This is a genomic window from Pyxidicoccus sp. M15, assembly GCF_056858435.1.
The window spans coordinates 2,366,113-2,391,273 of sequence record NZ_CM166495.1 but is presented as its reverse complement, the minus strand read 5'-3'; the positions used below and the strand labels follow the sequence as shown (position 1 = coordinate 2,391,273).

The following is a 25,161-nucleotide window of genomic DNA, read 5'->3' as shown; positions in this document are numbered from 1 at the left end:
GGGCCCGCCGCTCAGCGCCCGACCTGGCCCCGCGCGTCCTCCACGAGGCGCGCGGCCCAGGGCTCGGAGCGGTGGCTCCATACCCAGGCCGCGCCCAGGAAGCCCAGGCCCAGCAGCACCAGCAGCAGCCGCGCGAAGGCGGAGGGGCCCGCTTGCTTCGCCACGGCCTAGCCCACCACCCGGTTGCGGCCCGTCTTCTTCGCCTTGTACAGGTTGGCGTCCGCGACCTTGATGAAGTGCGCGGGCTCCGTCATGTCCTGCGTCATCTCCGCCACGCCAATGGAGATGGTGACGGGAATCTCCTTCTCGTCGTAGACGAAGGCCTTCTCCGCGATGAACCGGCGAATCTTCTCCGCGAACACGCGCGCCTTGTCGGGCCCGTCCTCGGGCATGACGAGGGCGAACTCCTCGCCGCCGTAGCGGGCGAAGCACTGCTCGCGGCGCACCATGCGCTTGATGGACTGGGCCAATTCACGCAGCACGTAGTCCCCGGCCAGGTGGCCGTGGACGTCGTTGATCTGCTTGAAGTGGTCGATGTCGAACATCATCAGCGTGAGCGAGCGCTGGTAGCGCGCGGAGCGCCCCATCTCCTTCTCGAGGTACTCGAGGAAGTAGCGCTTGTTGTTGATGCCGGTGAGGCCGTCGGCAATCGTCAGCGTGTAGATGGTCTCGTGGTACTGGGTCTCGATGTTGTCGCCATCGAGGAACTTGAAGATGGAGCCCCCCACCTTGATGAGGTCCCCGCTGCGCAGCGGCGAGGCCTGCAGCACCTCCTGGTCGTTCAGGTAGGTGCCGTTGGTGGACCCCAGGTCCTCCACGAACATCCGTCCCCCGTGGCCGCGGACGCGTGCGTGCCGGCGTGAGACGTTGTCCAGGTCCACCCAGATGTGGTTGCCCTGGTCTCGTCCGATGGTGAGCTCGGAGTCGATGAGGTACTTCTTGCCCAGCTCGGGGCCGTGAATCTGCACGAGGCAGCACTCGGTGCTGCGCTCGGAGCTCACGTCCTTGAGCGTGGAGATTTTGGTAACGCGGGTTTCGTCTCCGGACATCGCGAGGGAAGGCTAGCAGCCCGCCCCTCTCCGGGGAAGCCGCGCAACCCGCCTGCCCCCGTCTGTCGCCCGGGGCCCCCGGGAACCCCCGACGGCGCGTTTCTCCCACATCCGGCGCCTCTCGTGAGGACGGCCGACCTGAACAGGCGGTTCGGCACTCAACGAAGGCGGGCGAGCGGGCACGTGTGCCCTTGTCGGACGGAGGCGGACGGTTAACGTCGGCGGCCTATGTCCAAAGTGCTGGCGATGATTCTGGCAGGAGGTGCGGGAACCCGCCTGGAGCCGCTCACCCGTGAGCGCGCGAAGCCGGCGGTGCCGTTCGGTGGCCGTTACCGCATCATCGACTTCGTCCTCTCCAACTTCGCGAACTCCGGCGTGTACCGGATGAAGGTGCTGACGCAGTACAAGAGCGACTCGCTGAACAACCACCTGTCCCGGGCGTGGCGGATGACGGCCTTCCTGGGCCACTACGTGGAAGCGGTGCCGGCGCAGATGCGCACGGGCGTGGACTGGTACAAGGGCAGCGCGGACGCCATCTACCAGAACCTCAACATCATCACCGACGAGGAGCCGGACCACATCTTCGTCTTCGGCGCGGACCACGTGTACCGGATGGACACGCGGCAGATGCTGGACTTCCACTGCGCGAAGAAGGCGGCGTGCACGGTGGCCGCGATTCCCGTCCCGATTGAGCAGGGGCGCGAGTTCGGCATCATCGACGTGGGGCCGGACGGGCGGATGCTCCAGTTCCTGGAGAAGCCCAAGAATCCGCCGCCCATGCCGGGCAACCCGAAGATGTGCCTGGCCTCCATGGGCAACTACCTCTTCACCACGGACGTGCTGGTGCAGGAGGTGGTGCGCGACGCGGCGAACGAGACGAGCGCGCACGACTTCGGCAAGTCCATCATCAGCGAGCTGTACAAGACGGCGCCGGTGTACGTGTACGACTTCGCCCAGAACGAGATTGCCGGGCAGGAGGAGAAGGAGCGCGGCTACTGGCGGGACGTGGGGAACATCGACGTCTACTACGACTCCAACATGGAGCTGGTGCAGGTGGACCCGGTGTTCAACCTGTACAACGACCGGTGGCCCATCCACACGCAGCCCAACAACTACCCGCCGGCCAAGTTCGTCTTCGCGGACAAGGAGAACAAGCGCGTGGGCCACGCCACGGACTCGCTGGTGGCGGAGGGCTGCATCATCTCCGGCGGCCACGTGAATCGCTCGGTGCTGTCCCCGAAGGTGCGCGTGAATTCGTACTCGGAGGTGGAGGACTCGCTCCTCTTCGAGAACGTCACCATCGGCCGGCGCTGCCGCATCCGCCGGGCCATCATCGACAAGAACGTGGAGATTCCGCAGGGGACGACGATTGGCTACGACCCGGTGGAGGACAAGCGACGCTTCCACGTCACGCCGGGCGGGGTGGTGGTCATCCCCAAGGGCATGAAGGTGACCTGAGGGACGCCATGGGTGCGGCGGGGGGCCTCCACCTCAGGCCAGCGAGGGAGCCGGACCGGCGCACCCTGTGGCGCATCCACACGCAGGCGGTGGAGGCGCACTGCCGGGGTGTGTACGCGCCGCACGAGGTGGCCACCTGGGTGCGGCTGCTCCGGCCGGAGGGCTACCTGCGGCCGGACAGGCCCCGCACGGTGCTGGTGGCCGAGCGCGGCCGGAAGCTGGTGGGCTTCGGCCAGGTGGACACGCGCGCGGGGGAGTTGGAGGCGCTCTACGTGGTGCCGGACGAGGTGGGCCAGGGCGTGGGCTCCACCCTGCTGGCGGCGCTGGAGTCCGTGGCGTGGAGCGAAGGGGTGCCGCTGCTCGGCCTGGACGCCAGCCTCAACGCGGAGGCCTTCTACCGGCGCCATGGCTACGTGTGGATGCACGCGGCCCGGCGCCCGCTCACGCCCGACGTGCAGCTGGCGTGCGTGAGGATGCAGAAGCGGCGGCCGGCCTCCGCCCTGCGGGAGGAGCCGGCCGCGCGCTGAAGGCCGCGGCTCAGGTGAAGGCGGAGCGGACCTCGGGCTTGCGCAGCACCACCAGCGCCCAGATGCCCAGGGGAATGCCGAAGCAGCCGCAGGGGCCGCAGCAGGGGACGAGCGCGAGGATGGCGGCCGTCGTCGCCAGCCCGTAGCTCTGGAGGCCGCGCATCTTCAGCGCGCCCAGGAAGACGAGGCCGTTGAGGACGATGTACGGCAGCGAGATGGCCAGGCGCCCGCCCGTCGACGTGAGGAACTCGAAGAACCCCCGCATCGGCTCCATCTGGGGGTCCTGCATCATCTCCTGCAGCTTCGCCATCTGCTCCGCGTCACCGGGGGTGACGAGGCTCACGAGGCCGTAGAGCAACGTCAGCGCCGAGGTCACCATCAGCAGGATGGCGGGCAGCGAGACGGCCTCGCGCGCCTGCGCGGGCGAGCCTCCGGGCGACATCGGTGAGCCGAAGTTGTTCTCCATGTTCCCCTCTTCCGTCGAATGCGAATGCCACGGGTGGTGCGCGGGCACCGGCCCGGGCGGAGGCATTCCACCCGGAGAACGGCGGGCACGCCAAGTGAAATGACGTGTCCGCCGGACAGCGGACGCTTCCGGGGCCGATCTACCGGCCCCGGACCACTCTCAGGCCTTGAAGGTCAGCAGGGGCGCCAGCCGCGCCACCTCGCGGACGATGCCGGCCTCCACCTGCGAGTCCACCACCGGGCGGATGGGCTTGTACGCCGCGGGCGCCTCCTCCACCCGCCGCTCCGCCCTCAGGCTGATGCAGTCCACCCCGGTGAGGCCCAGCGCCGCCTCGCTGTGGTCCGCCCCGCCGCGCGACATGCTGAAGCGCGAGCGCGCCCGCCCTGCCCCATGGGACGCGGACTCCAGGGACTTCGCGTCGCCACACCCGACCATGAGGAAGGACGTGGCCCCCATGGAGCCGGGGATGATGACGGGCTGCTCCGCCCCCGCCGGGCATGCGCCCTTGCGCGCCAGCCACCCGCCCTCGTACGGGAGCGTGAGGTTGTGCGGCACGTCGTAGACGAGCGGGGCCTCCACCTCGCCGAACAGCTCGCGCAGCGTCTGGCGCAGCAATTCCGCCAGCAGCAGCCGGTTGAGGAAGGCGTAGTTGGCCGCGGTGGCCTCCGCCTCCAGGTACTCGGCCACCAGCCGCTCGTCCCCCAGCGGGAGGATGCCGCTGTCCGGGAAGGGCTGGCCCGCGGGCCACGCCTTGCGCGCCCGCTCCTGCCAGGCCACGCCCACGTGCTTGCCCACGTCGCGGCTGCCGGAGTGAATCATGAACGCGAGCTGTCCCTCGCGCACACCCCACTGCCAGGCCCGCGCCCGGTCCTCCACGGCCTCCACGCGCTGCACCTCGACGAAGTGGTTACCCCCTCCGACGGTGGCCAGCCCCGCGTCGCGCACCACGCCCTCGCGGGTGAAGATGTCGGGCGCCCAGGACGGGTTGCCCCGCAGCCCTCCGCCCAGGTGGATACGGTCCACCTCCGCGTCGAGCTGCTTCAGGTCCGCCCTGGCCGTGCACCCCAGCGGGCGCTCCAGCGTCTCCAGCAGCCAGCCGGGGATGCCGTCGCGCAGCAGGGCTTCCGAGGCACGCGAGGACATGGCGACATCCCGCGTGCCGTAGAAGTAGTGGCCCTTCATCCGCTCCACGAAGGCGTCCCGCTTCGCGAGGAAGGTGTCCACGGAGAGGTCCGCGACGTGCAGTCGCATGCCGCAGTTGATGTCGGTGCCGATGGCACCGGGAACGACCAGGCCCCGCGTGTGCAGCACCGAGCCGATGGCCACACCGGAGTCGCCGGGGTGGAAGTCGGGGGTGGCGCGCACGCGCAGCACCTGGCCACCGCCCGGGTGCTTCAGGGCGGCGAGGTTGGCGAGTTGCCGGAAGGCCTTGCCCTCCACGGGCAGGTCCGGCGGGAGGAGCACCTCGGCGGGCGGCGCATTCGCGTCGTCCAGGAGGCGCACGGAGTAGAGGCGACCGTCATAGGTCACCTCGAGCCCCTCACGGGCAAGCGCCCGCAGGAGCCGATTCAGTTTCGGCTGCATGACCCAGCTCAGGAATGCCCCGGCGCGCGCACGCATGCACGGCACCAGGGGGACGTGACGGAGAGATAGGGGGACCAGGGTTCAGCAGCCGCGGTCGCCGGAACGGCGCAAGGCCGTCCTCACCGTGCACGGACGGGAGCGGGGAGGATTCCTGACAGGGGGCGCGGCGCTACACGGCGGCGGACAGGCCGCCGTCCACGTTGATGGCCGCGCCGCTGATGTAGCCGCCCCGGGGGGACAGCAGGAAGGCGACGAGGTCCGCGAACTCCTCGGCCCTGCCCACCCGGCCCAGGGGGATGCCGGCGTGGCGCGCCATCTCCGTCTGGAAGGACTCCACCGGCTTGCCCACCTCCTGGGCCCGGCGCACCCACTGGCCGCTCTCGATGATGCCCACCAGCACGGCATTCACCCGGACGCCGTGCGGGCCGAACTCCTTCGACAGCGCCTTCGTCAGCGCCATGCCCGCCGCGCGGGACACCGACGAGGGCGTGGAGTGGGCGCCCGGCGTCTTCGCGGAAATCGCCAGCACGTTGATGATGGAGCCCCCGCCGGACTCGCGGATGAACGGGAGCGCCTGGCGCGAGGCGCGCACGGCGGCGAGGAGCTTGAGGTTGAGGTCCTCCTCCCACTCCACGTCCGTCACCGACATGAAGGGCCGCGCGGCCGCGGAGCCGGCGTTGTTCACCAGCGCGTCCACCCGCCCGAAGCGCGCGTGCGCCGCGTCCACGAAGTGCTCCACCTGCCAGGCCTTGGACACGTCGGCCTGGACGGTGAGCACGTCCCCGCCCTCGGCGCGCAGGGACTCCGCGGTGGCCTCCAGGCGCTCCACGCCCCGGGCACACAGCGCCACCTTCGCGCCCTCCCGGACGAGCCTCCGGGCCACCGCCGCCCCCAGCCCGTCCGAGCCCCCCGTCACCAGCACCACCTTGCCACCGAGCTCCAGGTCCACGTGTCGTCTCCTTCGCTGGCGCCACGCACGGCGGCTGGCGCGCACACCGAGCCGGAAGCTACGCCATCACGCCGGCTGCTTCATCGCCGTCCGCTTCTTGTCGAAGGCGGCCAGCGTGGTCGCAATCTCCTGGTTCACCGCGCGCAGCATGTCCTGCTTCTCGCGGAACGGGAGGAAGGCGCTCTTGAAGCCGGAGACGAGGATGGTGACCAGGTCCTCCAGCGACAGGCCCAGCTCCTTGTGCGCCACCCACAGCTCCTTCGTCACCGTGGTGTCGGTGATGAGGCGGTTGTCGGTGTTGATGGTCACCCGCAGGCCGTAGTCGAAGTAGAACTTCAGCGGGTGCGCCGAGAGGCTGGACACCGCGCCCGTCTGCACGTTGGACGTCGGGCAGACCTCCAGCGGAATCCGGTGGTCGTTGACGTAGTTGAGCAAATCCCCGTCCTCGCGCAGCCGCGTGCCATGGCCGATGCGGTGCGCGCCCAGGTTGTGGATGGCCTGGGAGATGGACTCGGGGCCGTAGGCCTCGCCCGCGTGCGCGGTGCAGTTGACGTTGTTCTTGAGGATGAGCTGGAAGGCGTCGCGGTGGTCCTTGGCGGGGAAGCTGGCCTCGGCGCCGGCGAGGTCGAAGCCGATGACGCCCCGGTTCTTGTAGGCCACGGACAGCTCGGCCAGCCGCATGGACGTCTGCGGGTTGATGTGGCGGATGCCGCAGACGATGACGCCGCACTTGATGCCCGTCTCGCGCTTGGCGGCGCGCAGGCCCTCCAGCACCGAGTCGATGACGGTGGTCATCTTCAGGCCCTTCTGGAGGTGGAGCGCGGGCGAGTAGCGCACCTCCAGCCAGCGCACGTTCTCCGCGGCGGCGTCCACCGCCAGCTCGTACGCGGAGCGGTAGAGGGCGTCCGCCGTCTGGAGCACGGAGAGCGTCACGTCGAAGGCGACGAGGTACTCCTCCAGGCTCTTGCACACCTCGCCCATGTGGATGGCCTTGGCCAGGCCGTCCTCGGTGTCCGCGGGCAGCTTCACCTTCTGCTGCTCGGCCAGCTCCAGAATCGTCTTCACCCGCATGGAGCCGTCGAGGTGGCAGTGCAGGTCCGTCTTGGGCAGCGCGAGGAGCAGCTCCTCCGTCACCGCCAGCGTCGGGGGCGGCACGAAGTCCGTCCGCCGGGCGGAGGAGGGGATGCCGGTCGCGTTGGGAAACTCGTCTTCACGAATGGTAGGCATGGTCGAAGTTCCTTCCTTGCGCCATCCTCCAAACCATGTCGCCCCGCGCCTGTCCATGCATGCCCCTGTTGCCCGCCCTGGCGGTGACATTGGTGGTGGCCGTGGGCTGCCGGGAGCCGGCGGACACGGCCTTCCGCCATTCCACCGACGCCTCCTCGCGCGCCGGGCTGGTCGCCCTGGCGGATGGCGTCATCACCGGCAACGAGGCCGGCGCCGTGGTGCGCCTGGACCGGGACGGACGCGTGGTGTGGCGGGTGTCGCTCGGCCGGGAGGTGGCCGCCCGGCCCGTGGTGGTCGGCGACAGCGTCATCGTGGGCACGGTGGCGGGGGACGTGGTGCGGCTGGGGCTGGACGACGGCGCGGAGCGCTGGCGCCTCACCGGCGAGCCCCCCGTCCTCACTCCTGCCGTGGTGGATGAGACCCGGACCTCCGTGTATTTCGTGGCCCCGGACGGCGCCGTGCGGGCGCACGCGGTGGACACGGGGAAGGTGCGGTGGCGGCACCCCGCGCCCAAGGCCACCGAGCCCGCGCCGGACACCCCTCGCGGCCTTCCGGCCCCCGTCCTGGCGGAGGGGCTCCTGGTGGTGGCGCGCGGAAATGCAGGACTGGTGGCCCTGTCCACGGCCGACGGGACGCAGGCCTGGGCGCGGGACGTGCGGGACGTGGTGGGGCTGGAGGCGTGGCGGGACGGGCTCTATGTGAGCACGCGCCCGGGGCGGCTCGTGGCCCTCCGGGTGAAGGACGGAAGCCCGCTGTGGGAGCAGGCCGTGGCCGACAGCCTCACCGGGCCGCCGGCCATGGCACTGGGGACGTTATGGGTGGGGGCCGGAGCCCCGACTCCCGTGCTGCTGGGGCTGGCCCGGGAGAGCGGCAAGGAGGTGGCGCGAGTCCCCCTGCCCGACCCGCTCCTCACCCGGGTGGCGCCGATTCGCGGGGAGTTGCTGCTCGTCCCCACCAGCGGGCGCGAGGGACGGCTCCTGGTGCTGAAGCCGCCGGCCTGGGAGCGCGCCTTCTCGCTGCGCACGGATACGCCGCTGCGCACCCCGCCCGTGGTGCTGGGGGACGAGTTCTTCGTGCTGGGCCTGGACGGGCGGGTGCTGGCGTGGCGGCTGAAGCCTCCAGAGGAGAAGTGAGCCGGGTGCTCAGGCGGTACGGCCGTCCCAGTCGACTTTGTAGGCGTACACCCAGGCATTCGCCTCCGCCGCGCGGCTGAGGAAGAGCGGCAGCAGCCTGTCCCGGAACCAGGCGCCGACGGGGCCGGGTGCACCCTTCGTGTTGCCGGTGCGCCGGGCCTGCCGCGTCAGCTTCTCTACGCGCGCCTTGCGCAGGCCCTGGTAGCGGGCGAAGGCGGCCTCCGGCTCCGGGGCGTCCCGCAGGCACCGGGCCAGCATGAGCGCGTCCTCCATGGCCATCGACGCGCCCTGCCCCACGTGCGGCGATGTGGCGTGCGCGGCATCCCCTACGAGGCAGACGCGCCCCTGGTGCCAGCGTGGCAGGAAGGGAATGTCGTGGATGGGGTAGCAGGAGATGCTGCCCTCCTCCGTCGCGCGGATGATGTCGGGGATGGGCGCGGCGTCATCGCCGTGCAGCGCCAGCAGCCGCTCCTTCCAGGCTCCGGCGGTGGCGGGCTTCAGCGAGCCTCGCGCGGGCTCCTCGGCCTGGGACTCGTTGCTGAACCAGTAGACCTCTCCGGACGGGGCGACGCAGTAGCCGAAGAAGGCCCTCCGGCCGAAGGTCATCTGCATCAGCCCTCCGGGCGGAGCAGGTACGGCGCAGCGGGAGAAGCCGCCCCACCCCAGCTGGCCCGTGTACTCGGGGCCCTTGGCTCCCGGTAGCAGCAGCTCGCGTGTGCGAGAGCGCAGGCCGTCGCAGCCGAGGAGGAATTCGCCCCTCGCGGTGCTGCCATCCTTGAAGCAGGCTTCCACGCCGTCCGCGGTGGAGTCGAAGGACTCGAGCGCCTTGCCCAGCTCCACCCGGATGCCCCGGCGGAGCGCCTCCTCGCGCAGCACCCGGTGCAGCAGGCCTCGCTTGATGACCAGGCTCGCGGCGCCGTAGCGCTGTTTCTCGGGCCCGTTGTCCATCACCCCGAGGCGCCGCCCCGCTCCATTCCAGAAGGCGATGCCTCCGCACGGAAAGCCCGCCGACTGGACCTGGGCGTCGACCCCCAGCGTCTTGAGCACGTTGACGCCGTTGGGCGCCAGGTTGAGGAAGGCGCCCGCCTCGTCCATGGCCTCGCTCCGGGCTTCGTAGATGACCGACTCGATGCCCGCGCGCTGCAGCGCCATGGCCACCACCGGCCCGGCGATGCCACAGCCCGTTATCAATGCGTGTCCGTTCCTCGTGCGCATCCGTGTTCCCTCCTGGAACCTGATGCACCGACTCTTGCTTCATCCGGCCAGGCGCTTCTTTCCAGCGCTTGCCGGCGATTGCCCGTTCTTGCGGCGTTGTTGCCGCTGTCCGCTGCAGCCCCGCGTCTGCACGCCGGCTATGCGCCGTCCCCGCCGGCAATGCCCTTGCGGTACCTCGCGGGCGTGAAGCCCGTGGCCCTGCGGAAGGCGGTGGTGAGCCGGCTCTGTGAGCTGAAGCCACACGCGAGCGCGATGTCAGCCAGGGGCAGCGCCGGGTCTCGGAGGAGCTCCTGCGCCTTCTCCACGCGCAGCCGCTCCACGTAGGCCCTGGGCGTTTCCCCCGTGGAGGACTTGAAGGCCCGCGCGAAGTGGTACGGGCTGAGCTGCGCGCGCTCGGCCAGGTCGGCCAGCCGGAGCGGGCCGTCCAGGTGCGCGACGGCGAAGAGGTGGACGCGCCGTACCGCCGCCGGGGAGAGGCCACCTCGCGCGCGGTTCGGCCTCGGGCGGCTGGAGGCGGGCTCGGTCGCGAGCGCACGGAGCCGGGCCGTGTGCTCCTCCTGGATGGCCCGCGCCTCGGAGAGAAAGCGGGCCACCACCTTCAGGTCGCTCGTGCGCCACGTGGAGAAGCGACGGAAGCCCTCGTCGCGCAGGGGCCCCCAGAGGCTCTCAATCCACTCCAGCGCGTGCGGGGTGAGCTCCACCCGCGCCTCACGCCGGGCGTCCCCAGCGGAGCGCGCCCGGACGTAGCCCGCCAGCTCCAGCCGGTCGAGCACGGCCGCGTGCTCGCGCGTCCCCAGGCCCGCGGCGGTGGCCAACTCCGGTTCCGTGACGGGCCCGTAGCGCAGCCGGTCCAGGTACTGGAGCTCGGTCCGCCCGAGCGCGAGCACCGCCCCGGCGGCATCGTTGACGGACTCGGCGGCGCTCTGGAAGAGCGGCACCGCATGCGCGAACTCGGCGAACAGCGCTTCACGCTTCGCATTGCCGCGCCGGGAGGGAGCCTGGGCCATGTCGCCCCGAATCTGCCACGGCCCGCATGTCCCCGCAGCCCGGCTGTCAGGAACGCAGGTGACACCGCGTCCCTGTGAGTGCGCCCGGCCGAAGAGGCCCTACACGCCCAGGACTTCGCTGGTTCGAATCCAGCCCCCTCCGCTGCATGGAGGGGTAGCCAAGTGGTCGAAGGCACCAGACACAAATCTGGCAGGTCTCCAACCCACGGCTTCTCCACTCGGGCGCACCCGACTCACCCCGGAATCAGGAAGCGGGCGATGACGCGCTTGAGGCCCACGCCTCCGCCGAACTCCACCGTCACCTTCGCATTCGGCCCGCTGCCGTCCGTGGACACCACGCGGCCCATGCCGAACTGCTCGTGGCGCACGCGCATGCCGCGCACGTCGCCGCCCACCCCGTCCATGTCCGACGACGCCTGCGAGTACGAGCGGTCGATGCGCGGCCCGTCGTCCTCGTCCCATGTGCGCTTGCGCGGCGCCACCGCGACGGCGCGGGGAGCCTCGGGCACGTCCTGCTCGCTGATGCCGAAGAGCGCCGGCGGCACGTCCCGCAGGAAGCGGCTGGGCGGGTTGTAGCGCAGCTCACCGAACAGCGAGCGGCACTGCGCCAGGCTCACGAACAGCCGCTTGCGCGCCCGCGTGAAGCCCACGTAGCAGAGGCGCCGCTCCTCGGCCATGTCCTCGCTGTCGTCTGGGTCCTCGCCCTTCAGCGCGCGCGCGTGCGGGAAGACGCCGTCCTCCAGGCCGGTGAGGAACACCGCGTCGAACTCCAGCCCCTTCGCCGCGTGCAGCGTCATCAGCGCCACCCGGCCCTCGCCCACCTCCGCGTCCGCCTCGCCCACCAACGAAATCTGCTCCAGGAACGCCTGCAGCGGAGGCGTGTCCGCCGTCAGCGGCGCCGCGTCCACCTCCGGCGGCACCTCCGCGGGCGCGTTCTGCGCCGCCTGCACCGCCGCGGCCGCGCGGTTCAAATCGAACTCCTGCGCCGCGCCCAGGAACTCCTTCAGGTTCTCCGCGCGCGTCTGGGACTCGTCGCTGCCCTCGGCCTGCAGCGTGTCCACCAGCTTCGTCTCGCGCAGCATCTGGTCCACCGCGCCCGCCGCGTCCTTCGCGTCCTGCGCGAAGGCGGCCAGCGAGGCCAGCAGGTTGCGGAAGACCTTCAGCCGCTTCACCGCCGTGGCGTTGAGCGCGGGGATTTCCTCCGGCTGCGCCAGCGCCTCGTACAGGCTCACGCCCTTCGAGTTGGCATGGTCCGTCACCCGCTCCACCGTGGTGTCGCCAATGCCGCGCGCCGGCGTGTTGATGATACGCAACAGGTCCGCATCCGACTTCGGGTTCACCATCAGCCGCAGGTACGCGGACGCGTCGCGCACCTCCGCCCGGTCATAGAAGCTGCGCCCGCTCACCAGCGTGTACGGCACCCGCGCAAGCCGCAGCGCCTCTTCCAGCACGCGGCTCTGCGCGTTCACCCGGTAGAACACCGCCATGCTGGAGAACTTGATGAAGCCCTCCCGCTGGAGCGCCAGAATCTGCCGCGCCACCTCCTGCGCCTCGGAGCGCTCGTCGCGGTTGAGCAGCAGGCTCAGCGTCTGGCCCTTCTGCCGGTCCGACCAGAGCTTCTTCGGCATGCGGCGCGCGTTCTTGCTGATGACCTCGTGCGCCGCCGTGAGGATGTTCTGGTCCGAGCGGTAGTTCTGCTCCAGCTTCACCACCTTCGCGCCCGGGTACTGCTCGGGGAAGTTGAGGATGTTGTCCACGTTGGCGCCGCGCCAGCGGTAGATGGACTGGTCGTCGTCGCCCACCACCACCAGGTTCGCCGACGGGGGCGGCGCCAGGTGCTTGAGCAGCTCGTACTGCACCGGGTTGGTGTCCTGGAACTCGTCCACCAGCACGTGGTGGAAGCGGCGCCGGTAGTTCTCCAGCACGTCCGGCCGCGTGCGGAACAGCGTCACCAGCAGCAGCAGCAGGTCACCGAAGTCCACCGCGTTCGCCGTGCGCAGCCGCTCCTGGTACGCCGCGTACACCTTGCGGATGAGCTGGCCGCGCTCGTCCCCCGGCTCCACCTGCATGTGCTGCGGCAGGCGCGCCGCGTTCTTCTCCTGGTCGATGCGGTGCAGGATTTCGCGCGGCTGCATGGGCACCTCGATGCCCGCGTCGCGCATGGCCCGCTTCACCACGTTGAGCTGGTCCCCGTCGTCGTAGATGACGAACGAGCGGGTGAGCCCCACGTGCTCCGCCTCGCGGCGCAGAATCATGGCCGCCGACGAGTGGAACGTGCTCACCACCAGGTCGTTCGCCTGGGAACCAAGCAGGTGGGTGAGGCGCTCGCGCATCTCGCGCGCCGCCTTGTTCGTGAAGGTGACGGCGAGGATGCGCCACGGGAAGACGCGGCGGACCATCACCAGGTGCGCCACCCGGCGGGTGATGACGCGCGTCTTGCCGCTGCCGGCGCCCGACAGGACGAGCAGGGGACCGTCGCCGTGCAGCACGGCCTCGCGCTGGGGCGGGTTCAGGTCTTCGAGGAGGGCGGATTCGTGGGGGTTCACGGGAGGCTCGAAAAGGAACCCCTGCTTCTAACGTCTTTCCCCCACCGGTGGGCGTCCTTCCACCGCGCCACCGCCTGCCCGGTCCCCCCCGCGGCGTACGCTCGGGTATAAGGAAGCGGCACATGTCCGACACCCCGTCCGGCCCCCCCTCCCGGCCGACCCAGGCCGACCTGGACCGCTACGCCGAGCTCTTCAACAAGAGCCTCACCCTGCGCCACTTCGGCGCGCACCTGTCCTTCCCGGAGGGCACCAAGGTGGTCATCACCCTCCCTGAATTGCGCCCCGAGCACCGCGGCGGCCTGGGCAGCGGCGCGGCCGTCAACGGAGGCATCCTCGCCGCCATGTTCGACCTCGCCATCGGCTGCAGCGGCGCCCTGGTGGACCCCAGCCGCCGCTGCGCCACCGTGCAGCTCTCCATGAGCTTCGAGCGCCCCGTCACCGGCGCCGACTTCCGCGTGGAGGCGGAAATCGACAACAAGAGCGTCTCCCTCCTCTTCGCCAGCGCCCGGGCCTTCGACGGGCAGGGCCGCGAGTGCGCCCGCTGCCAGGGCGTCGTGAAGCTCTCCAACCTCCCCTGGCCCTCCGGCGAGAGCCCCGCCATCAATTAAGCCCCGGCGTCACCACACCTTTGGCCACTCCTCCCCACATATTCACGGCACCCACCGATATGTCCGGCACGGACAGTCGTTACCCGGGCACCGGGGAGCAGACCGTTCCCTCAGACGCCTCAGTGCGACGGGAAGACGGCATGAGTGCAGCCGTGCAGGGCCTGCGGATGACGCTGCGGATGCCAAAGGAAGCCGAGGAGCCAGTGGAAGCCGAAGCGCCGCGCGTTGGGGACGAGGAGACCCTTGCGCGGCGTGCGCTGGCCGGCGACCGGGCGGCCTGGGACGCGTTGGTGGCACGCCACCACCGCCGGGTCGTGGTATCGCTGCTCGCCAAGGGCGTCCGGGTGGACCGGGCGCATGAGCTGGCCCAGGAAACGTGGGCGCGGCTCATCCAACAACAGCAGCGGGGGCTGCTGACGGAGCTGCGCCTGCCCAACCTCGCACTCACCCAGGCGGCCTTCCTGGCCGCGGACGATGCCCGCCGCTCCCGGCGGGAGTCCATCTCCGGGGCGGTGGAGGAGTTGCCGGAGCGGCAGCACCCGGTGGACCCGTCGGTGTCCGCGGAGCGGCGCCTCCTGTCGGAGGAGCAGCTGTCGCGCGCCCATGCAGCGCTCGCACAGGTGTCGCCGAGCGCGAGAACCGTCTTCCTCCTGGCCTGTGACGGCCAGGAGCTACCCCATGCCGAAGTCGCCGCCCGTGTCGGGCTGTCCGTCCAGCGCGTGCGACAGATCCTGTGCGAGGTCCGCAAGAAGCTGCGGACCGCGCTCGAGGAGGAGACCCATGCTTAAGCCCCACCTGACCCGCGACTCCGCGGAGCAATACATCCTGGGGGCACTCTCACCCGAGGCCTCGGCCACGCTGGAGGCGCACACGCTGGAGTGTGAGCCGTGCGCCAGGCTCCTGCAGGAAGAGGCTGCCCTGTCCGAGCAGCTCGAGGAGGTGGCCCAGGCGTTCCCTCGGGAGGACCGCGTCATCCGCCCCGCCCGCTGGCACGTGCGGCGCGTGGCGGCGGGCGCAGTCGGCGCGGCGCTCGCGGCGGCCGCCTCGCTGGCCCTGGTCCTGCTGCCCGGCGGCCGCGTCCACCCCCCGTCCGACGGCGGCGGAGGCGCTCTGACTTCGCCCGGCGTGGCGCTGGAAGTCGGCGCGCCGCGAGCCATCGTCGTGGCGTGCCCGGACCTGGCCACCCAGGACTCCTGCACGCAGAACGCGGCGGACCGCGGGCTGCTGGTCCAGAACCCCTGGGGCACGGGTGAGGTGCCGCGCTACGAGGCCCGCACCGGCCTCCCCGAGGGCGCGCTGAGCGCGCGCCAGCCCGCGTTGCTGTGAGGACCCACGTCATGGACTTCCGGAAGAAACTCGCCGCCCTGCTGCTCGCGCTGGCCGCCACCGCGGCCGGGGCGCAGCCGTCGGATGGCGCCCAGAAGCTGCCGGTGGGCTGGTACGTGACGGAGAGCGCGCCCAAGCGCTACGAGGCGGGCGTGGACAACTCCGCCCGGTGCGAGGGCACCCGCAGCGCCTACCTCCGCTCGCTGACGCCGGACGAGAACGGCTACGGCACCTTCATGCAGGCCTTCGGCGCGCAGGACTTCCGCGGCAAGCGGCTGCGCTTCTCCGCCGCCGTGCGCTTCAAGGACGTGGAGGGCTGGGCCGGCCTGTGGATGCGCGTGGAGGGGCCGGACCCGAAGCAGCCGCTCGCCTTCGACAACATGCAGTCGCGCGCCCTGGTGGGCACCGCGGGCTGCAAGCGCTACGACGTGGTGCTGGACGTGCCCAAGGAGGCCACCACCATCATGGCCGGCCTCATCATGAGCGGCACCGGTCAGGCGTGGCTGGACGGCGTGCGCTTCGAGGTGGTGGACACCTCGGTGGCGGTGACGGACCTGCTGGCCTCGCGCCCCGTGGTGGCCTCCAACGGCCCCGCCGGCCTGGACGAGCCCGTCCCGGTGGCGAAGAACGACCAGGTGCCGCTGGGGCGCGTGGGCGACGTCTGGTTCAACCATGGCCGCGTCGCAGCGGACAAGCCGTACACCCGGCGCACCGACGGCGTCTGGGTGAGCATCCTCTCCGAGGAAGTCTATGAGCACGGCATCGAGGTGACGGGCACGTACGGCCAGCGCCGGCTGGACCTGAAGGTGAAGGCGGGAGGCCCCAAGACGCTCATCGAAGGGGCGTGGGGCGGCGAGCCCGTCAACATCCTCATCTCGCCGGAGAAGCTCGTCATGCGCTGGGGCCGCCTCACGCGCGAGCTGCCGCGTGACAAGAGCCCGCAGGTGGACGCCACGTGCAACCGCTACCAGGTCAGCGACGGGCCCCGCGTGACGGACCAGCTGGACGTGTGCGGCGCGGCGCTGAGCACCCGGCCTCCGTCCGCGCAGCTGGTGGTGGCCCTGCTGGCCAACGGCTTCCGCGCCACGCTGCCGCCCCAGACGTTCCCCATTCCGACGCCGCCGGTGCGCAGCCGGCAGGCGCTGGACACCGACCGCGGCATCAACGGCACCGCCTCCGAGTGAGCACGAGGGGCCCCTGACTCGGGGCCCCGCCCTCGGGGTGCCGCCCTTCAGAAGGCGAAGTCGCGCTCCAGCGTCTCGCTGCCCGCCTGCACGGACAGGTGGGCCGAGTGCGCGCCCGTGGAGGACGCCGTCGTCAAGTCGAACGACAGGCCCTCGGGCCCGCTCGTGGGCTTCAGCGAGGGACGGCCGGGACTGAGGAACACCGCCGCCGTCACCGCGCGGCCCGACAGGGGCTGCACCAGGAGGCGGACGCGCTGGCGCTCGCGGACCAGCACCACGCGGAAGTCGCGCCGCTCATCCAGCACCTCCCGCTGCTCCGGGTGACGGGCCGCGGAAGGACGTCCGGACACGGGCGCGCGGGAGCTGCGCGCGGCGCGGCCCACCGCGCCCTCCTCCATGTCCATGTCCAGGGCCTCCTCCACCGCCTCCTCGCCCTCGCCCAACGCCAGCACGGCCTGGGCGCACTCGCCACAGCGGGCCGTGTGCGCGTCCACCCGCGCGCGCTCGTCCTCGTTCATCAGCCCCATGTCGAAGCGCCAGAGGTCGTCCGCGGTGAGGTGACGACGCGGTGGCGCGTCCACGGGCGCCGCGTCTGCCATGTCCGCGCGGCAGTCCACACAGCCCTGGAGGTGGGGAGTCAGTGACTGGGGCCTGCTCGTCCAGGTGGCCACCAGGTCATCGCAACCGGCCCGGGCGGAGAACCACCAGGCCGTTTCCTGCTCGGTGGGCTCGAGAAGCTCCAGCTCCTGCCGTCGCTGCGGATTCAACGGGATGAACCAGCGGGCTCTCGGGCGGAGTGACGAATCCAATGTCCCGAGCGCGGAGAGGAACGAATCTCGAAGCTGCGCGGCGTCACCTTGAAGTCCGCCGTGAAGGCCCTCCCAGGCGGCCAGGGCGCGGGCGGCGGAGGCGGCCCTGTCGCGGGCGGCAAGTCCCTCCAGCGCCGAGGCCCGCCACATCTCCGCCTCCTCCCCCCCGTCCAGCGCGACTTCGACCGCTTCTTCCGCGGCCCTCAACAACAACGGCTGCAGCGACTGCGGCTTCTGTGCCTTCAACCAGGCCTCGACCTGCGGTCGACCCAGGCCCCGGAGGGCGTCCTCCACACCTTCCATCCCCACCCGGGAGGAGCGGCGGAGAAAGTCTCCCGCGGCCTCCAGGATTTCACCGGGAGATGACTTCGCCGAGGACAGCACGGAGCGGCGGGCGGAATAGCGGGACAGAGCGTCAATCATGATTTCAATCCTCCTGGGTACCCCGGGGTATGGCCGGGAAGGAGGCTCACGCTTCCTCCCCTTGCGTCTCGCGCTGGAGATCCAGCAGGTAGAGCTTCAGGTAGGCCTGCGCGCGGCTGACGCGCTTGTAGGAGTTGACCACCGTGATGTTCAGGCGCCGGGCACATTCTTCGTGATCCTCGACGTCTTCGTGGTGGTACAGCTCCCAGGCAGAGGCCTCCTTCGGGTGCTCCTGCTGGAGTCGGGCAAACGCCGCCCAGTACAGCTCCTGGGCCTCGGCGCGCTGCTCGCTGCGCTTTCCCGCCTCGACAGCGCGGGCCACCTCGGAAGGCGGCTCCTCCATGGCGTCATCGGGGTCTGACGGAGGCGCCGCGAGCTCCTCGCGGTGCCGCCGGTAGAAGTCGATGGCCACGTGCTTGACGATGCGCAGGAAGAACGTCTTGGGAGACGCGCTCCGGCCGGGCATCTGCTCGGAGACGCCCCTGAACTGGTCGAGGCCGCGGTCGATGAACTTCCCCACCGCGTCCTGGAAGAGCTCGTCCGCGTCCGCTGGGGAACCGCGGCCGTAGCTCGCCTGAATCTTGCTGATGACATAGCGCGCGGGGCGGCCCCAGCGGTCCACCAGCGAACCGAGGTGGGCCCCGACGGGCTCGCCAGCGGCGCGGCGGCGGACCACCTCCGCGAACAATTCGTCATCCGTGAGCTGCTCGTACACCGGAAGGACCTGAGGCCTGCGCCGGGAGAACCCCCCCGGGAGATGGGGTGACGGGGATGTGGCGCGGCAAAGTACCACGTTGGCATCCGCAGGCAGCCTCCGAGACGAGCAGGAAGGCCCCAAACCGCCTGGAAATGCGGACAGTTGGAACCTCCAGGGGCCGGACGCGGGACGCGCTGATTTCCTGACAAAATGCCTCCAAGGAGGGGAAAGGGGCCCGGAACCCGGAAAATCACCCCGTCAGGAACGAAAAAAAGGCCGCGTCCCTGCCCGCATCGCTTTCGAGCGCCCGGCCGAAGCGGCCCTACAAGCCAGTGGTTCAACTCCACGCACCCACCCTGGTGGTTGTCCGTCGGCGGTCCGACACTGACCTCTCAAGTCAGCATTTCCGGCTTCTTCACTCGGGCGCTCATTCTTCTTTCGAGGTCTTGCCGTCATGTCCGCCCGCACCATCGTCATCGGAGACCTCCACGGCTGCCACGACGAGGCCCTGGAGCTGCTCGCCAAGGTGGGGGCCACCTCCAGCGACCGCGTCATCTTCGCGGGGGACCTGGTGGACCGCGGCCCCAAGCGGCGCGAGTGCGTGGAGCTGGCGATGCGGCACGAGGCCATCCTCGGCAACCACGAGGAGAAGCACCTCCAGCAGCGCCGCCGCTCGGACGACCGGCTGCTGCCGGACCACCTCGAGACGCGCCGCGTCCTGGAACCGGAGCACTACGACTGGATGGCGGGCCTGCCCCACTTCATCCGGCTGCCGGAGCACAACGCCGTCGTCGTGCACGCCGGCATGCTGCCCGACAGGACGGTCGAGGCGCAGGACCCCTACCACCTGCTCCACGTGCAGTGCATCCAGCCGCCCTCGCCCAAGAGCTTCTGGCCCTCCAAGGCTCCGGAAGGGGCGACGTTCTGGACGCACCACTGGAAGGGTCCGGAGCGGGTCATCTTCGGCCACACCGTCTTCGACCGGCCGCTCGTCACCGAGCACGCGGTGGGTATCGACACCGGCTGCGTGTATGGCCGCTCACTGACGGCGGTGGTGCTCCCCACCTGGGAGCTCGTCTCGGTGCCAGCCCGGAGTCCATACCGGGGCGGCAAAGAGGTGGCGAAGTTCCCCGTGCACGGCGACGTGTGCGTCTACTCGTAAGCACCTGACAGCTTTCGCGCCCGTCCGACGGGGTCCCACACGCAAGAGGCGCGGGTTCGAATCCCGCCGGCTGCTTCGCGGCCGTAGCTCAGTTCGGTAGAGCGCTGGACTCTGACTCCAGAAGACAACCGGCCTCGTCACTCGGGCGCGATTTTTTCCTTCCTTCCAACGACTTCGCACGGGCGGCCTTCGCTGACGTGAAGGCCGCCCGTGCGTTCCACGCGCGGTGCACTCCCCTCGCCCCTCACGCGAGAGGTCCGCCCCGCGCCTGACCCGCGGCATGTCCCGAAAGGGGGACACACCCATGACGACCACGACGCAGAACACGAACCTGTTGCCCGAGGCGCAGCGCGGCCCGGCCGAGCGGCTGCTGGACCTGGTGCTCGGGGGCTCGGCGCACCTGTGGCACAACCGGCCCGGGCTGGACGTGAATGGCACCTGGTACGCGGCGGCGCACGCCACCGCGGCGCAGAAGGCCAGCGGGCGGCCGGTGAAGCCGGGCCTCTTCGTGCCGGCGGCGGTGAAGCTCTACCGGCAGCTGCTGGACATCTACAAGCTCAACGCGGAGCTGATGGCGCACTTCGCGTCGTACGCGCTGACGCAGACGGACTGGCGTGACCTGAAGGTGGCCACGTGCGCGCTCATGCTGGTGCAGGAGCACGCGGGCCAGCCCGTGCGCGACGACAACGGCCAGGTGGCGTTCCACGACGACGACTGGCGGGCCATCGGCGAGGCGATGGTGCTCCACTACGAGCGCAAGTCCACGCGCATGCTCGCGCCCAAGGCCGTGCTGCGGGTGGCGGAGCTGCTCGAGCAGCCGGAGATTGCGCGCCTCAACCGCGAGGCGGGTTTCGGTGACCCCGCGTCCCGCAAGGCGCCGCTGGGCCGCTGGAAGCGCGTCGCGTCCAAGTGGCTGGCGGCACGTGAGGCGAACCTGCCGATGCTCCAGGGTCTGGTGAAGGCCGGGTACAAGGAGACGTTGAAGAAGCTGGCGCGCAAGGCGGGGTACAAGCCGAGCACGCAGGGCTTCTTCGAGGTGCTCGGCTGGAAGCAGAAGCAGTCCGAGGCGGGCCACCGCACGGTGGGCCTGAGCGGCCTGACGCTGGTCAAGCGCGAGCGCTTCGACGGACTGTCGGAGGCGGAGATCTGCGAGTGGGTGGAGCTGGAGCGCCTCTCCTACAAGGAGGTGGTGGGCCGGCTGCCGAAGGACGTGGGCCTCACGCCGGCCATCATGGCGGCCCTGCTCCCGTCCCTGTCGGACCGCGACTTGCGGCTGATGACGCCGACGCTGGAGGAGCTGGGCCTGTTGGCGGAGCCCACGGTGCGCGCGCGCTGGGAGAAGGCGGTGGCGAACGCCACGGACCAGCGGGCGCTGAACATCGCGAAGAACGTGCGCAGCGTGGTGCTGCGGCAGAAGCTGGAGGAGGCGAGCGACAACGCGGCCCGCGCCGCGGTGACGGAGGCGACGGCGGAGACCGACGTGAGGGTGATGTTCCTCATCGACAAGTCGGGCTCCATGGAGGGGGCCATCGAGAACTCGAAGGAGGCGCTCGCGCGCATCCTCGCGGGCTTCCCGGTGGAGAAGCTGCACATCGCGGCGTTCGACACGATGGGCACGGTGCTGCGGCCGAAGGCGGCCAACCGCACCGCCGTCCAGCACATGCTGGCCGGGCTGAAGGCGTCGGGTGGCACCACGCACGCGGCCGCGTTGCAGGCACTGCACCGCGACGGCGTGAGGGTGCCGGAGGGGGCGAAGCTGGTGGTCATCGTGGTGGGTGACGAGGCGGGCGAGGCGGGTGACCAGTTCGCCCGGGCGTTCCGCGACTTCGGCTACACCGTGGCGGCCATGGCGTTGCTGGTGTCCGTGGCGGGTGCGCGCGGCAACACGGTGCGCACGTGCGCGGGGCAGCTGAAGGTGCCGTTCAGCGAGGTGAACGTGGACCAGTTCGCGGACCCCTACCAGGTGCCGCGCGTGCTGAAGGCGCTGCTGGACGCGCCGGCGGCACAGGGCGGTGCCACCACCGTGCAGTCCGGGTGGGTGGAGCGGGTGATGCGCACGCCGCTGCTGAAGGTGGCGTGAGTCCGACGTAGCAGTGGGAAAGGAGGAGGCGGCGTGGACTACCGGAAGTTCCTCGGGAAGGTGGAGTCGGCGGTGCTGCCGTATCTGGGCGGCGGCACCGTGGACGCCCCCTCGCGCCGCCTCCGTGTCGCCACCCCGGTCCGTCCGGGGTGGTGGCGCTTCGAGGTGCAGGGGCGGGTGGCGACGGCGCGCGAGCCGGCCGGGCCGGAGGGCCTGGACGGACTGCCGCGCGTGCGGGGCCATGTGTGGGGCGGCCGGCTGGTGCGCGAGGGCGCGGTGGCCGAGCCGCTGGAGTTGATGCCGGAGGAGGAGCCGCCGCGGCTGGCGCTGGTGAGCGCGCGGCGGTGGCATGACGGCTCGCTGCTGTTCGACGGGCTGGAGTTCGAGGGGGAGGCGGAGGACGCGGCGCGCCGCGCGCTGGAGGAGGGGCAGTCCCTGTCCGGTGCGAAGGGCGTGAGCGCGGCGCTGCGGGCGGCGTTCGGCTACGCGCTGCTGGAGGCGGCGTCGCGCGTGCTGGCCATCCGATTCGCGCCGGCCGAGGTGCGCGCGCGGGTGCTGGACGTGGCGGAGGGCGGCCGCGAGAAGGCGGAGGCGTGCCTGCGCCACCTGGTGGCCGAGCGCGAGGCACACCTGCGCGCGCGGGCGGTGCGGGAGGCGCGGACGCAGGAGGAGCGCGAGGCGGCGCAGGCTCGCGAGTACGCGGCGGGGCTGGTGTCGGAGGCCCAGCGGCGGGCGGCGCTGGAGGGCGCGTACGCGGCGGGCACGCTGTCCGAGGCCCAGCGGCGGGCGATGGCGGGAGGCGCATACCCTGGGGGCACGATGTCCGAGGCCCAACGGCGGACGCTGGAGCGCGACGCTGCGGCGGGACGGGCGCACACGGCGCAGGTGGTGGCCGAGGCGCTGCGCCAGTCCGCGCGGCACGGGCGGCGTGGCACGCAGGAGGACAGCGTGGAGCGCGCGGAGCGGGCGCTCCAGAGTGCCGGTGCGCGGCTGCGCGACGCGCGGCGGCTGGGCAACAACCGGCTGGAGGTGACGTACGCCTTCATGGGCGAGCGCTTCATCTCCATCGTGGATGCCCACTCGCTCCAGGTGGTGGACGCGGGGGTGTGCCTGGCGGGTGCGGACAGCGCGGTGACGCTGGAGAGCCTGCCGTCCGTCATCCGCGAGGCCATCGACACGGGCGTGCTGGTGATTACGCGGCACGCGTAGACGGGAAGGAGGAAATCATGAGGACGCGAGAGGTGTGCCTGCTCATCGGCCGGAGCGGTGACGTGCTGTGGAGCGACGAATCCGACAACCCGTTCCTCCTGCCGGACTCGCGCGAGCGGTGGCAGGCCATCTGGCAGAACCGAGCGGAATTGGAGGAGGTGGCGCACAGCCACCCCGAGGGCCCGCTCGGTTTCTCCGCCGAGGACGAGAGCACCATGTCCGCGCTCACTTCCGCGCTCGGGCGCCCCCTGCGGTTCTCCGTGGTGGCGCCCGGGGGCATGGTGGCGCGCGTGAACGGGCGCGACGTGCTCGTGTCCGAGGAGCCCTGGTGGGCGGAGCCGCTGCGGCGTGTGTCCGGCATGCGGAGTGAGCCGCTGGCCCTCGCCTGAGCCGGGCCGTGGAGGGCCCGGCCCCGGAGCGCCCGCGAGCCGGGCCTCGCCCCCCAGGAGCGAGGTCAGGTCAGAGGTCGAGCTGCTTCTTCAGCTCGGCGTAGGCGAGCCCCGAGGCGGAGAGGCTCAGCTTGTCATCCAGTGAGGACTCGGCGATCTCCGCGAAGGTCTTCGTGCGGCCCTGGGGAATGAAGATGGAGTCCCAGTCGAAGCCGCCCTTGCCGCGCGGTGCATCCGCCAGCGTCCCTTCCACTTCCTTGAGAATCACCTTCCGCTGCCTGCCATCGCAGAAGCAGACAGCGGTCCGGGTGATGACCCTCTTGCGGTCGGGATGGACCAGGTCGCAGAGCCGGGTCCCGAGCGTCTCCCAGAAAGGACGGATGAGCGCCCCCGGGAGCCAGCCGAGGTCTTCGATACAGAAGGCGCCATGCTCGACGATGAGGGGAAACCGGACCCGGGAGTAGGCCGCCGCGGCCTTGTTCAGGACGAGCGTCTTCAGGTCCGTCTCGAGGAGCTCGACGAAGCCCGACCTGCGCACCTTGACGAAGCCCAGCTTCGACGAGCCCTGGAAGAAGTGCTCGGCCTCACGGAGCCTGTCGGCATTCGACGTGAGGTAATAGGCGGTCTTCATTCCAATCCCCTCCCGTCATCCGCCAATGCTTCTCAGGAGCTCCGCGACGCTTGCCGTCTTGTCCTCCGGGTCGAGCTGGATGACGTCGACGTTCCACTGCTCGAGCAGCATCGGCTGGACCGGCCCGGAGCCATGCGTGGCGAAGAAACACTTGCGAGGCGCCAGCGGCGCGCGGCTTCCAGCCTGGCTGCGCTGGCGAAGCTGGTGCATGCGGTACCAGATGTACCGGATGTTCATGTCGCTGAAGCTGTAGCCGATGAACAGGAAGCTGTGGCTGAGCAGGTCCGCCCGCAGTCGCTGGTCCGCGGCGTCCTCCAGCGCCATCCGGTCGAAGAAGCCGCTCTCCGTCAGGATGATGGTGTTGCGGACCTCCAGCGTGCCGTGGAACTTGATGACATCGCAGGCACCGGCCTCCTGCTTGTCCTGGAAGTCCACGAAGGAGGCCAGCACGGAGACCTTCCTTCCCGCATCCCTGAGTGCGTGCTCGATGTGGCAGTCGAAGTTCGTCGTATAGATGGTGTGGAACTGGTCCAGGAGGGCCAGGGCCTTGTGCGTGGGAGAGGACTGGCGGCGTTGACAGGCCTCTTCCGAGTTGAACTTCCGCGCCATGCCATAGACGAGGCGCTCGAAGTTGTTCGGGTGCGCCACGGCGAAGAACTCCGCGAGCTGCTCGGAGCTGCCGTGCTCCTTGAACAGCTCCGGCTCGAAGCCCAGCGGCTCCGCCATGGACGCGATGAGCTCGCTCCAGTCCGGCAGGTGCAGCGGCTTGGAGAAGCCCGCGCCCAGGAAGGGAATGAGCCGGCCTTCCCGGTATTCCTGCTGGAGCAGCGGTGCGGCCTGGGCCAACTCGAGAACGGCCATGGTCACCTCCGTGGCCCGCGAGCACGTTCCTGCCATCGCACCTTGTCCACGTGGCCCCATCGCCACAAGCCTGGGGCCTGCCCGCCCCTGCCACCCTCCAGGGTCAGATGGCCCGGCCCCAGAGGTCCCGCAAGTCATGCGGGAGCTGGGACATCACGTCCTCGGCCTCGCCCTCGGAAATCTGGTGTCGGAGCGCGTCCAGCACGGCGCGCACCACCGGCTCCACCGCGTCCGGATTGAGCGACAAATCCTCGCCCACGCGCTTGAGCAGGTGCTCGCGGCCGAACTTGGGCGGCAGCTCCTCCTCGTGCCGCTCGCAGCGGTGCAGCAGCGCCGTCAGCTTGAGGGGGAGCTGGGCCTCCAGGTCGGCTGCTTCCTCGGCCAGGATGCGCTGCTCCAGCGCGCACAGCACGGAGACGGCCGCCTGCTGGGCCACCGAGGGAGACATGCCTCCCCGCTCGCACAGGTGGTCGAGGAAGGCCTTGTACGTCTGGCTGGCGCGAGACTCGCTCCGCTGGGCGCGCCGGACCTCGAGGGGAAGGTCGCGGCGGCTGACCGGTCGCTCGTCCTCCTGTGGGGCGCCCTTTCCCTGCTGCTCATGGTCATCGGCCATGGGGTGTC

At 70.7% G+C, this 25,161-nt stretch carries 25 protein-coding genes; 11 read left to right on the top strand and 14 right to left on the bottom strand.

Annotated features, from left to right (window positions below; translation table 11 throughout):
- Positions 1 to 11: 11 nt before the first annotated feature.
- The gene (locus tag ACX9TP_RS09635) at positions 12 to 164 is read right to left on the bottom strand and encodes a hypothetical protein (RefSeq protein ID WP_482979424.1); all 153 of its coding nucleotides are present in this window, start codon (positions 162 to 164) and stop codon (positions 12 to 14) included.
- A gap of 3 nt (positions 165 to 167) precedes the next feature.
- The gene (locus ACX9TP_RS09630; protein ID WP_482979423.1) at positions 168 to 1,049 is read right to left on the bottom strand and encodes a diguanylate cyclase; all 882 of its coding nucleotides are present in this window, start codon (positions 1,047 to 1,049) and stop codon (positions 168 to 170) included.
- 228 nt (positions 1,050 to 1,277) lie between these two features.
- Between ACX9TP_RS09630 and glgC the strand changes: the two genes are divergently transcribed.
- A complete protein-coding gene (glgC, locus tag ACX9TP_RS09625) occupies positions 1,278 to 2,507 on the top strand; it encodes a glucose-1-phosphate adenylyltransferase (RefSeq protein ID WP_482979422.1) in 1,230 nt (409 codons plus the stop codon).
- 8 nt (positions 2,508 to 2,515) lie between these two features.
- Positions 2,516 to 3,034, top strand: a complete 519-nt coding sequence (locus tag ACX9TP_RS09620; protein ID WP_482979421.1) for a GNAT family N-acetyltransferase — start codon at positions 2,516 to 2,518, stop codon at positions 3,032 to 3,034.
- Positions 3,035 to 3,044: 10 nt separating this feature from the next.
- On the opposite strand, the gene ACX9TP_RS09615 is transcribed toward ACX9TP_RS09620, so the two are convergent.
- The 4 genes from ACX9TP_RS09615 to add form a co-directional block, all read right to left on the bottom strand.
- Entirely contained in the window at positions 3,045 to 3,500 is a 456-nt protein-coding gene (locus ACX9TP_RS09615; RefSeq protein WP_482979420.1) for a hypothetical protein, read from the bottom strand.
- Positions 3,501 to 3,659: 159 nt separating this feature from the next.
- The gene (locus tag ACX9TP_RS09610; protein ID WP_482979419.1) at positions 3,660 to 5,084 is read right to left on the bottom strand and encodes an RtcB family protein; all 1,425 of its coding nucleotides are present in this window, start codon (positions 5,082 to 5,084) and stop codon (positions 3,660 to 3,662) included.
- Positions 5,085 to 5,253: 169 nt separating this feature from the next.
- A complete protein-coding gene (locus tag ACX9TP_RS09605; RefSeq protein WP_482979418.1) occupies positions 5,254 to 6,033 on the bottom strand; it encodes an SDR family oxidoreductase in 780 nt (259 codons plus the stop codon).
- Positions 6,034 to 6,099: 66 nt separating this feature from the next.
- Positions 6,100 to 7,260: an adenosine deaminase gene (add, locus tag ACX9TP_RS09600; RefSeq protein WP_482979417.1), complete on the bottom strand. Its 1,161-nt coding sequence runs from the start codon at positions 7,258 to 7,260 to the stop codon at positions 6,100 to 6,102.
- 59 nt (positions 7,261 to 7,319) lie between these two features.
- On the opposite strand from add, the gene ACX9TP_RS09595 reads away from it, so the two are divergent.
- Positions 7,320 to 8,393: an outer membrane protein assembly factor BamB family protein gene (locus ACX9TP_RS09595; RefSeq protein WP_482979416.1), complete on the top strand. Its 1,074-nt coding sequence runs from the start codon at positions 7,320 to 7,322 to the stop codon at positions 8,391 to 8,393.
- Positions 8,394 to 8,402: 9 nt separating this feature from the next.
- On the opposite strand, the gene ACX9TP_RS09590 is transcribed toward ACX9TP_RS09595, so the two are convergent.
- The 3 genes from ACX9TP_RS09590 to ACX9TP_RS09580 all read right to left on the bottom strand — a co-directional run bounded on the left by ACX9TP_RS09590 (position 8,403) and on the right by ACX9TP_RS09580 (position 13,161).
- Entirely contained in the window at positions 8,403 to 9,608 is a 1,206-nt protein-coding gene (locus ACX9TP_RS09590) for an FAD-dependent oxidoreductase (protein ID WP_482979415.1), read from the bottom strand.
- A 137-nt stretch (positions 9,609 to 9,745) separates the two neighbouring features.
- Positions 9,746 to 10,615, bottom strand: coding sequence for a helix-turn-helix domain-containing protein (locus ACX9TP_RS09585; protein ID WP_482979414.1), 870 nt, complete (start codon positions 10,613 to 10,615; stop codon positions 9,746 to 9,748).
- A gap of 233 nt (positions 10,616 to 10,848) precedes the next feature.
- On the bottom strand, positions 10,849 to 13,161 hold the full coding sequence (locus ACX9TP_RS09580) for an ATP-dependent helicase (protein WP_482979413.1): 2,313 nt from the start codon (positions 13,159 to 13,161) through the stop codon (positions 10,849 to 10,851).
- 122 nt (positions 13,162 to 13,283) lie between these two features.
- Between ACX9TP_RS09580 and ACX9TP_RS09575 the strand changes: the two genes are divergently transcribed.
- The 4 genes from ACX9TP_RS09575 to ACX9TP_RS09560 all read left to right on the top strand — a co-directional run bounded on the left by ACX9TP_RS09575 (position 13,284) and on the right by ACX9TP_RS09560 (position 16,279).
- A complete protein-coding gene (locus tag ACX9TP_RS09575; RefSeq protein WP_482979412.1) occupies positions 13,284 to 13,769 on the top strand; it encodes a PaaI family thioesterase in 486 nt (161 codons plus the stop codon).
- 140 nt (positions 13,770 to 13,909) lie between these two features.
- On the top strand, positions 13,910 to 14,557 hold the full coding sequence (locus ACX9TP_RS09570) for an RNA polymerase sigma factor (protein ID WP_482979411.1): 648 nt from the start codon (positions 13,910 to 13,912) through the stop codon (positions 14,555 to 14,557).
- On the top strand, positions 14,550 to 15,095 hold the full coding sequence (locus ACX9TP_RS09565) for an anti-sigma factor (protein ID WP_482979410.1): 546 nt from the start codon (positions 14,550 to 14,552) through the stop codon (positions 15,093 to 15,095). The genes ACX9TP_RS09570 and ACX9TP_RS09565 overlap by 8 nt, the downstream gene beginning before the upstream one ends.
- Positions 15,096 to 15,106: 11 nt before the next feature.
- Positions 15,107 to 16,279: an AraC family transcriptional regulator gene (locus tag ACX9TP_RS09560; RefSeq protein WP_482979409.1), complete on the top strand. Its 1,173-nt coding sequence runs from the start codon at positions 15,107 to 15,109 to the stop codon at positions 16,277 to 16,279.
- A gap of 47 nt (positions 16,280 to 16,326) precedes the next feature.
- Here ACX9TP_RS09560 and ACX9TP_RS09555 read toward each other — a convergent pair whose 3' ends face one another.
- Together ACX9TP_RS09555 and ACX9TP_RS09550 are read right to left on the bottom strand one after the other, a co-directional pair.
- Positions 16,327 to 17,511, bottom strand: coding sequence for a hypothetical protein (locus tag ACX9TP_RS09555; RefSeq protein ID WP_482979408.1), 1,185 nt, complete (start codon positions 17,509 to 17,511; stop codon positions 16,327 to 16,329).
- Positions 17,512 to 17,557: 46 nt separating this feature from the next.
- The gene (locus ACX9TP_RS09550) at positions 17,558 to 18,226 is read right to left on the bottom strand and encodes an RNA polymerase sigma factor (protein WP_267856042.1); all 669 of its coding nucleotides are present in this window, start codon (positions 18,224 to 18,226) and stop codon (positions 17,558 to 17,560) included.
- 436 nt (positions 18,227 to 18,662) lie between these two features.
- On the opposite strand from ACX9TP_RS09550, the gene ACX9TP_RS09545 reads away from it, so the two are divergent.
- The 4 genes from ACX9TP_RS09545 to ACX9TP_RS09530 all read left to right on the top strand — a co-directional run bounded on the left by ACX9TP_RS09545 (position 18,663) and on the right by ACX9TP_RS09530 (position 23,048).
- Positions 18,663 to 19,370 (top strand): metallophosphoesterase, encoded by a 708-nt coding sequence (locus ACX9TP_RS09545; RefSeq protein WP_482979407.1) that lies wholly within the window; start codon positions 18,663 to 18,665, stop codon positions 19,368 to 19,370.
- Between the two features lie 304 nt (positions 19,371 to 19,674).
- Positions 19,675 to 21,450 carry a vWA domain-containing protein gene (locus ACX9TP_RS09540; protein ID WP_482979406.1) on the top strand — a complete coding sequence of 592 codons (1,776 nt, stop codon included), beginning with the start codon at positions 19,675 to 19,677 and terminating at the stop codon, positions 21,448 to 21,450.
- 33 nt (positions 21,451 to 21,483) lie between these two features.
- Positions 21,484 to 22,659: a hypothetical protein gene (locus tag ACX9TP_RS09535; protein ID WP_482979405.1), complete on the top strand. Its 1,176-nt coding sequence runs from the start codon at positions 21,484 to 21,486 to the stop codon at positions 22,657 to 22,659.
- Between the two features lie 17 nt (positions 22,660 to 22,676).
- Positions 22,677 to 23,048, top strand: a complete 372-nt coding sequence (locus ACX9TP_RS09530; protein ID WP_482979404.1) for an MPN domain-containing protein — start codon at positions 22,677 to 22,679, stop codon at positions 23,046 to 23,048.
- A gap of 70 nt (positions 23,049 to 23,118) precedes the next feature.
- Here ACX9TP_RS09530 and ACX9TP_RS09525 read toward each other — a convergent pair whose 3' ends face one another.
- From ACX9TP_RS09525 to ACX9TP_RS09515, 3 genes are all read right to left on the bottom strand, one after another.
- Positions 23,119 to 23,679, bottom strand: a complete 561-nt coding sequence (locus ACX9TP_RS09525; RefSeq protein ID WP_482979403.1) for a non-canonical purine NTP pyrophosphatase — start codon at positions 23,677 to 23,679, stop codon at positions 23,119 to 23,121.
- Positions 23,680 to 23,694: 15 nt separating this feature from the next.
- Positions 23,695 to 24,540 (bottom strand): SIR2 family protein, encoded by an 846-nt coding sequence (locus ACX9TP_RS09520; protein ID WP_482979402.1) that lies wholly within the window; start codon positions 24,538 to 24,540, stop codon positions 23,695 to 23,697.
- A 103-nt stretch (positions 24,541 to 24,643) separates the two neighbouring features.
- A complete protein-coding gene (locus ACX9TP_RS09515; RefSeq protein ID WP_482979401.1) occupies positions 24,644 to 25,153 on the bottom strand; it encodes a DUF2267 domain-containing protein in 510 nt (169 codons plus the stop codon).
- Between the last annotated feature and the right edge of the window lie 8 nt (positions 25,154 to 25,161).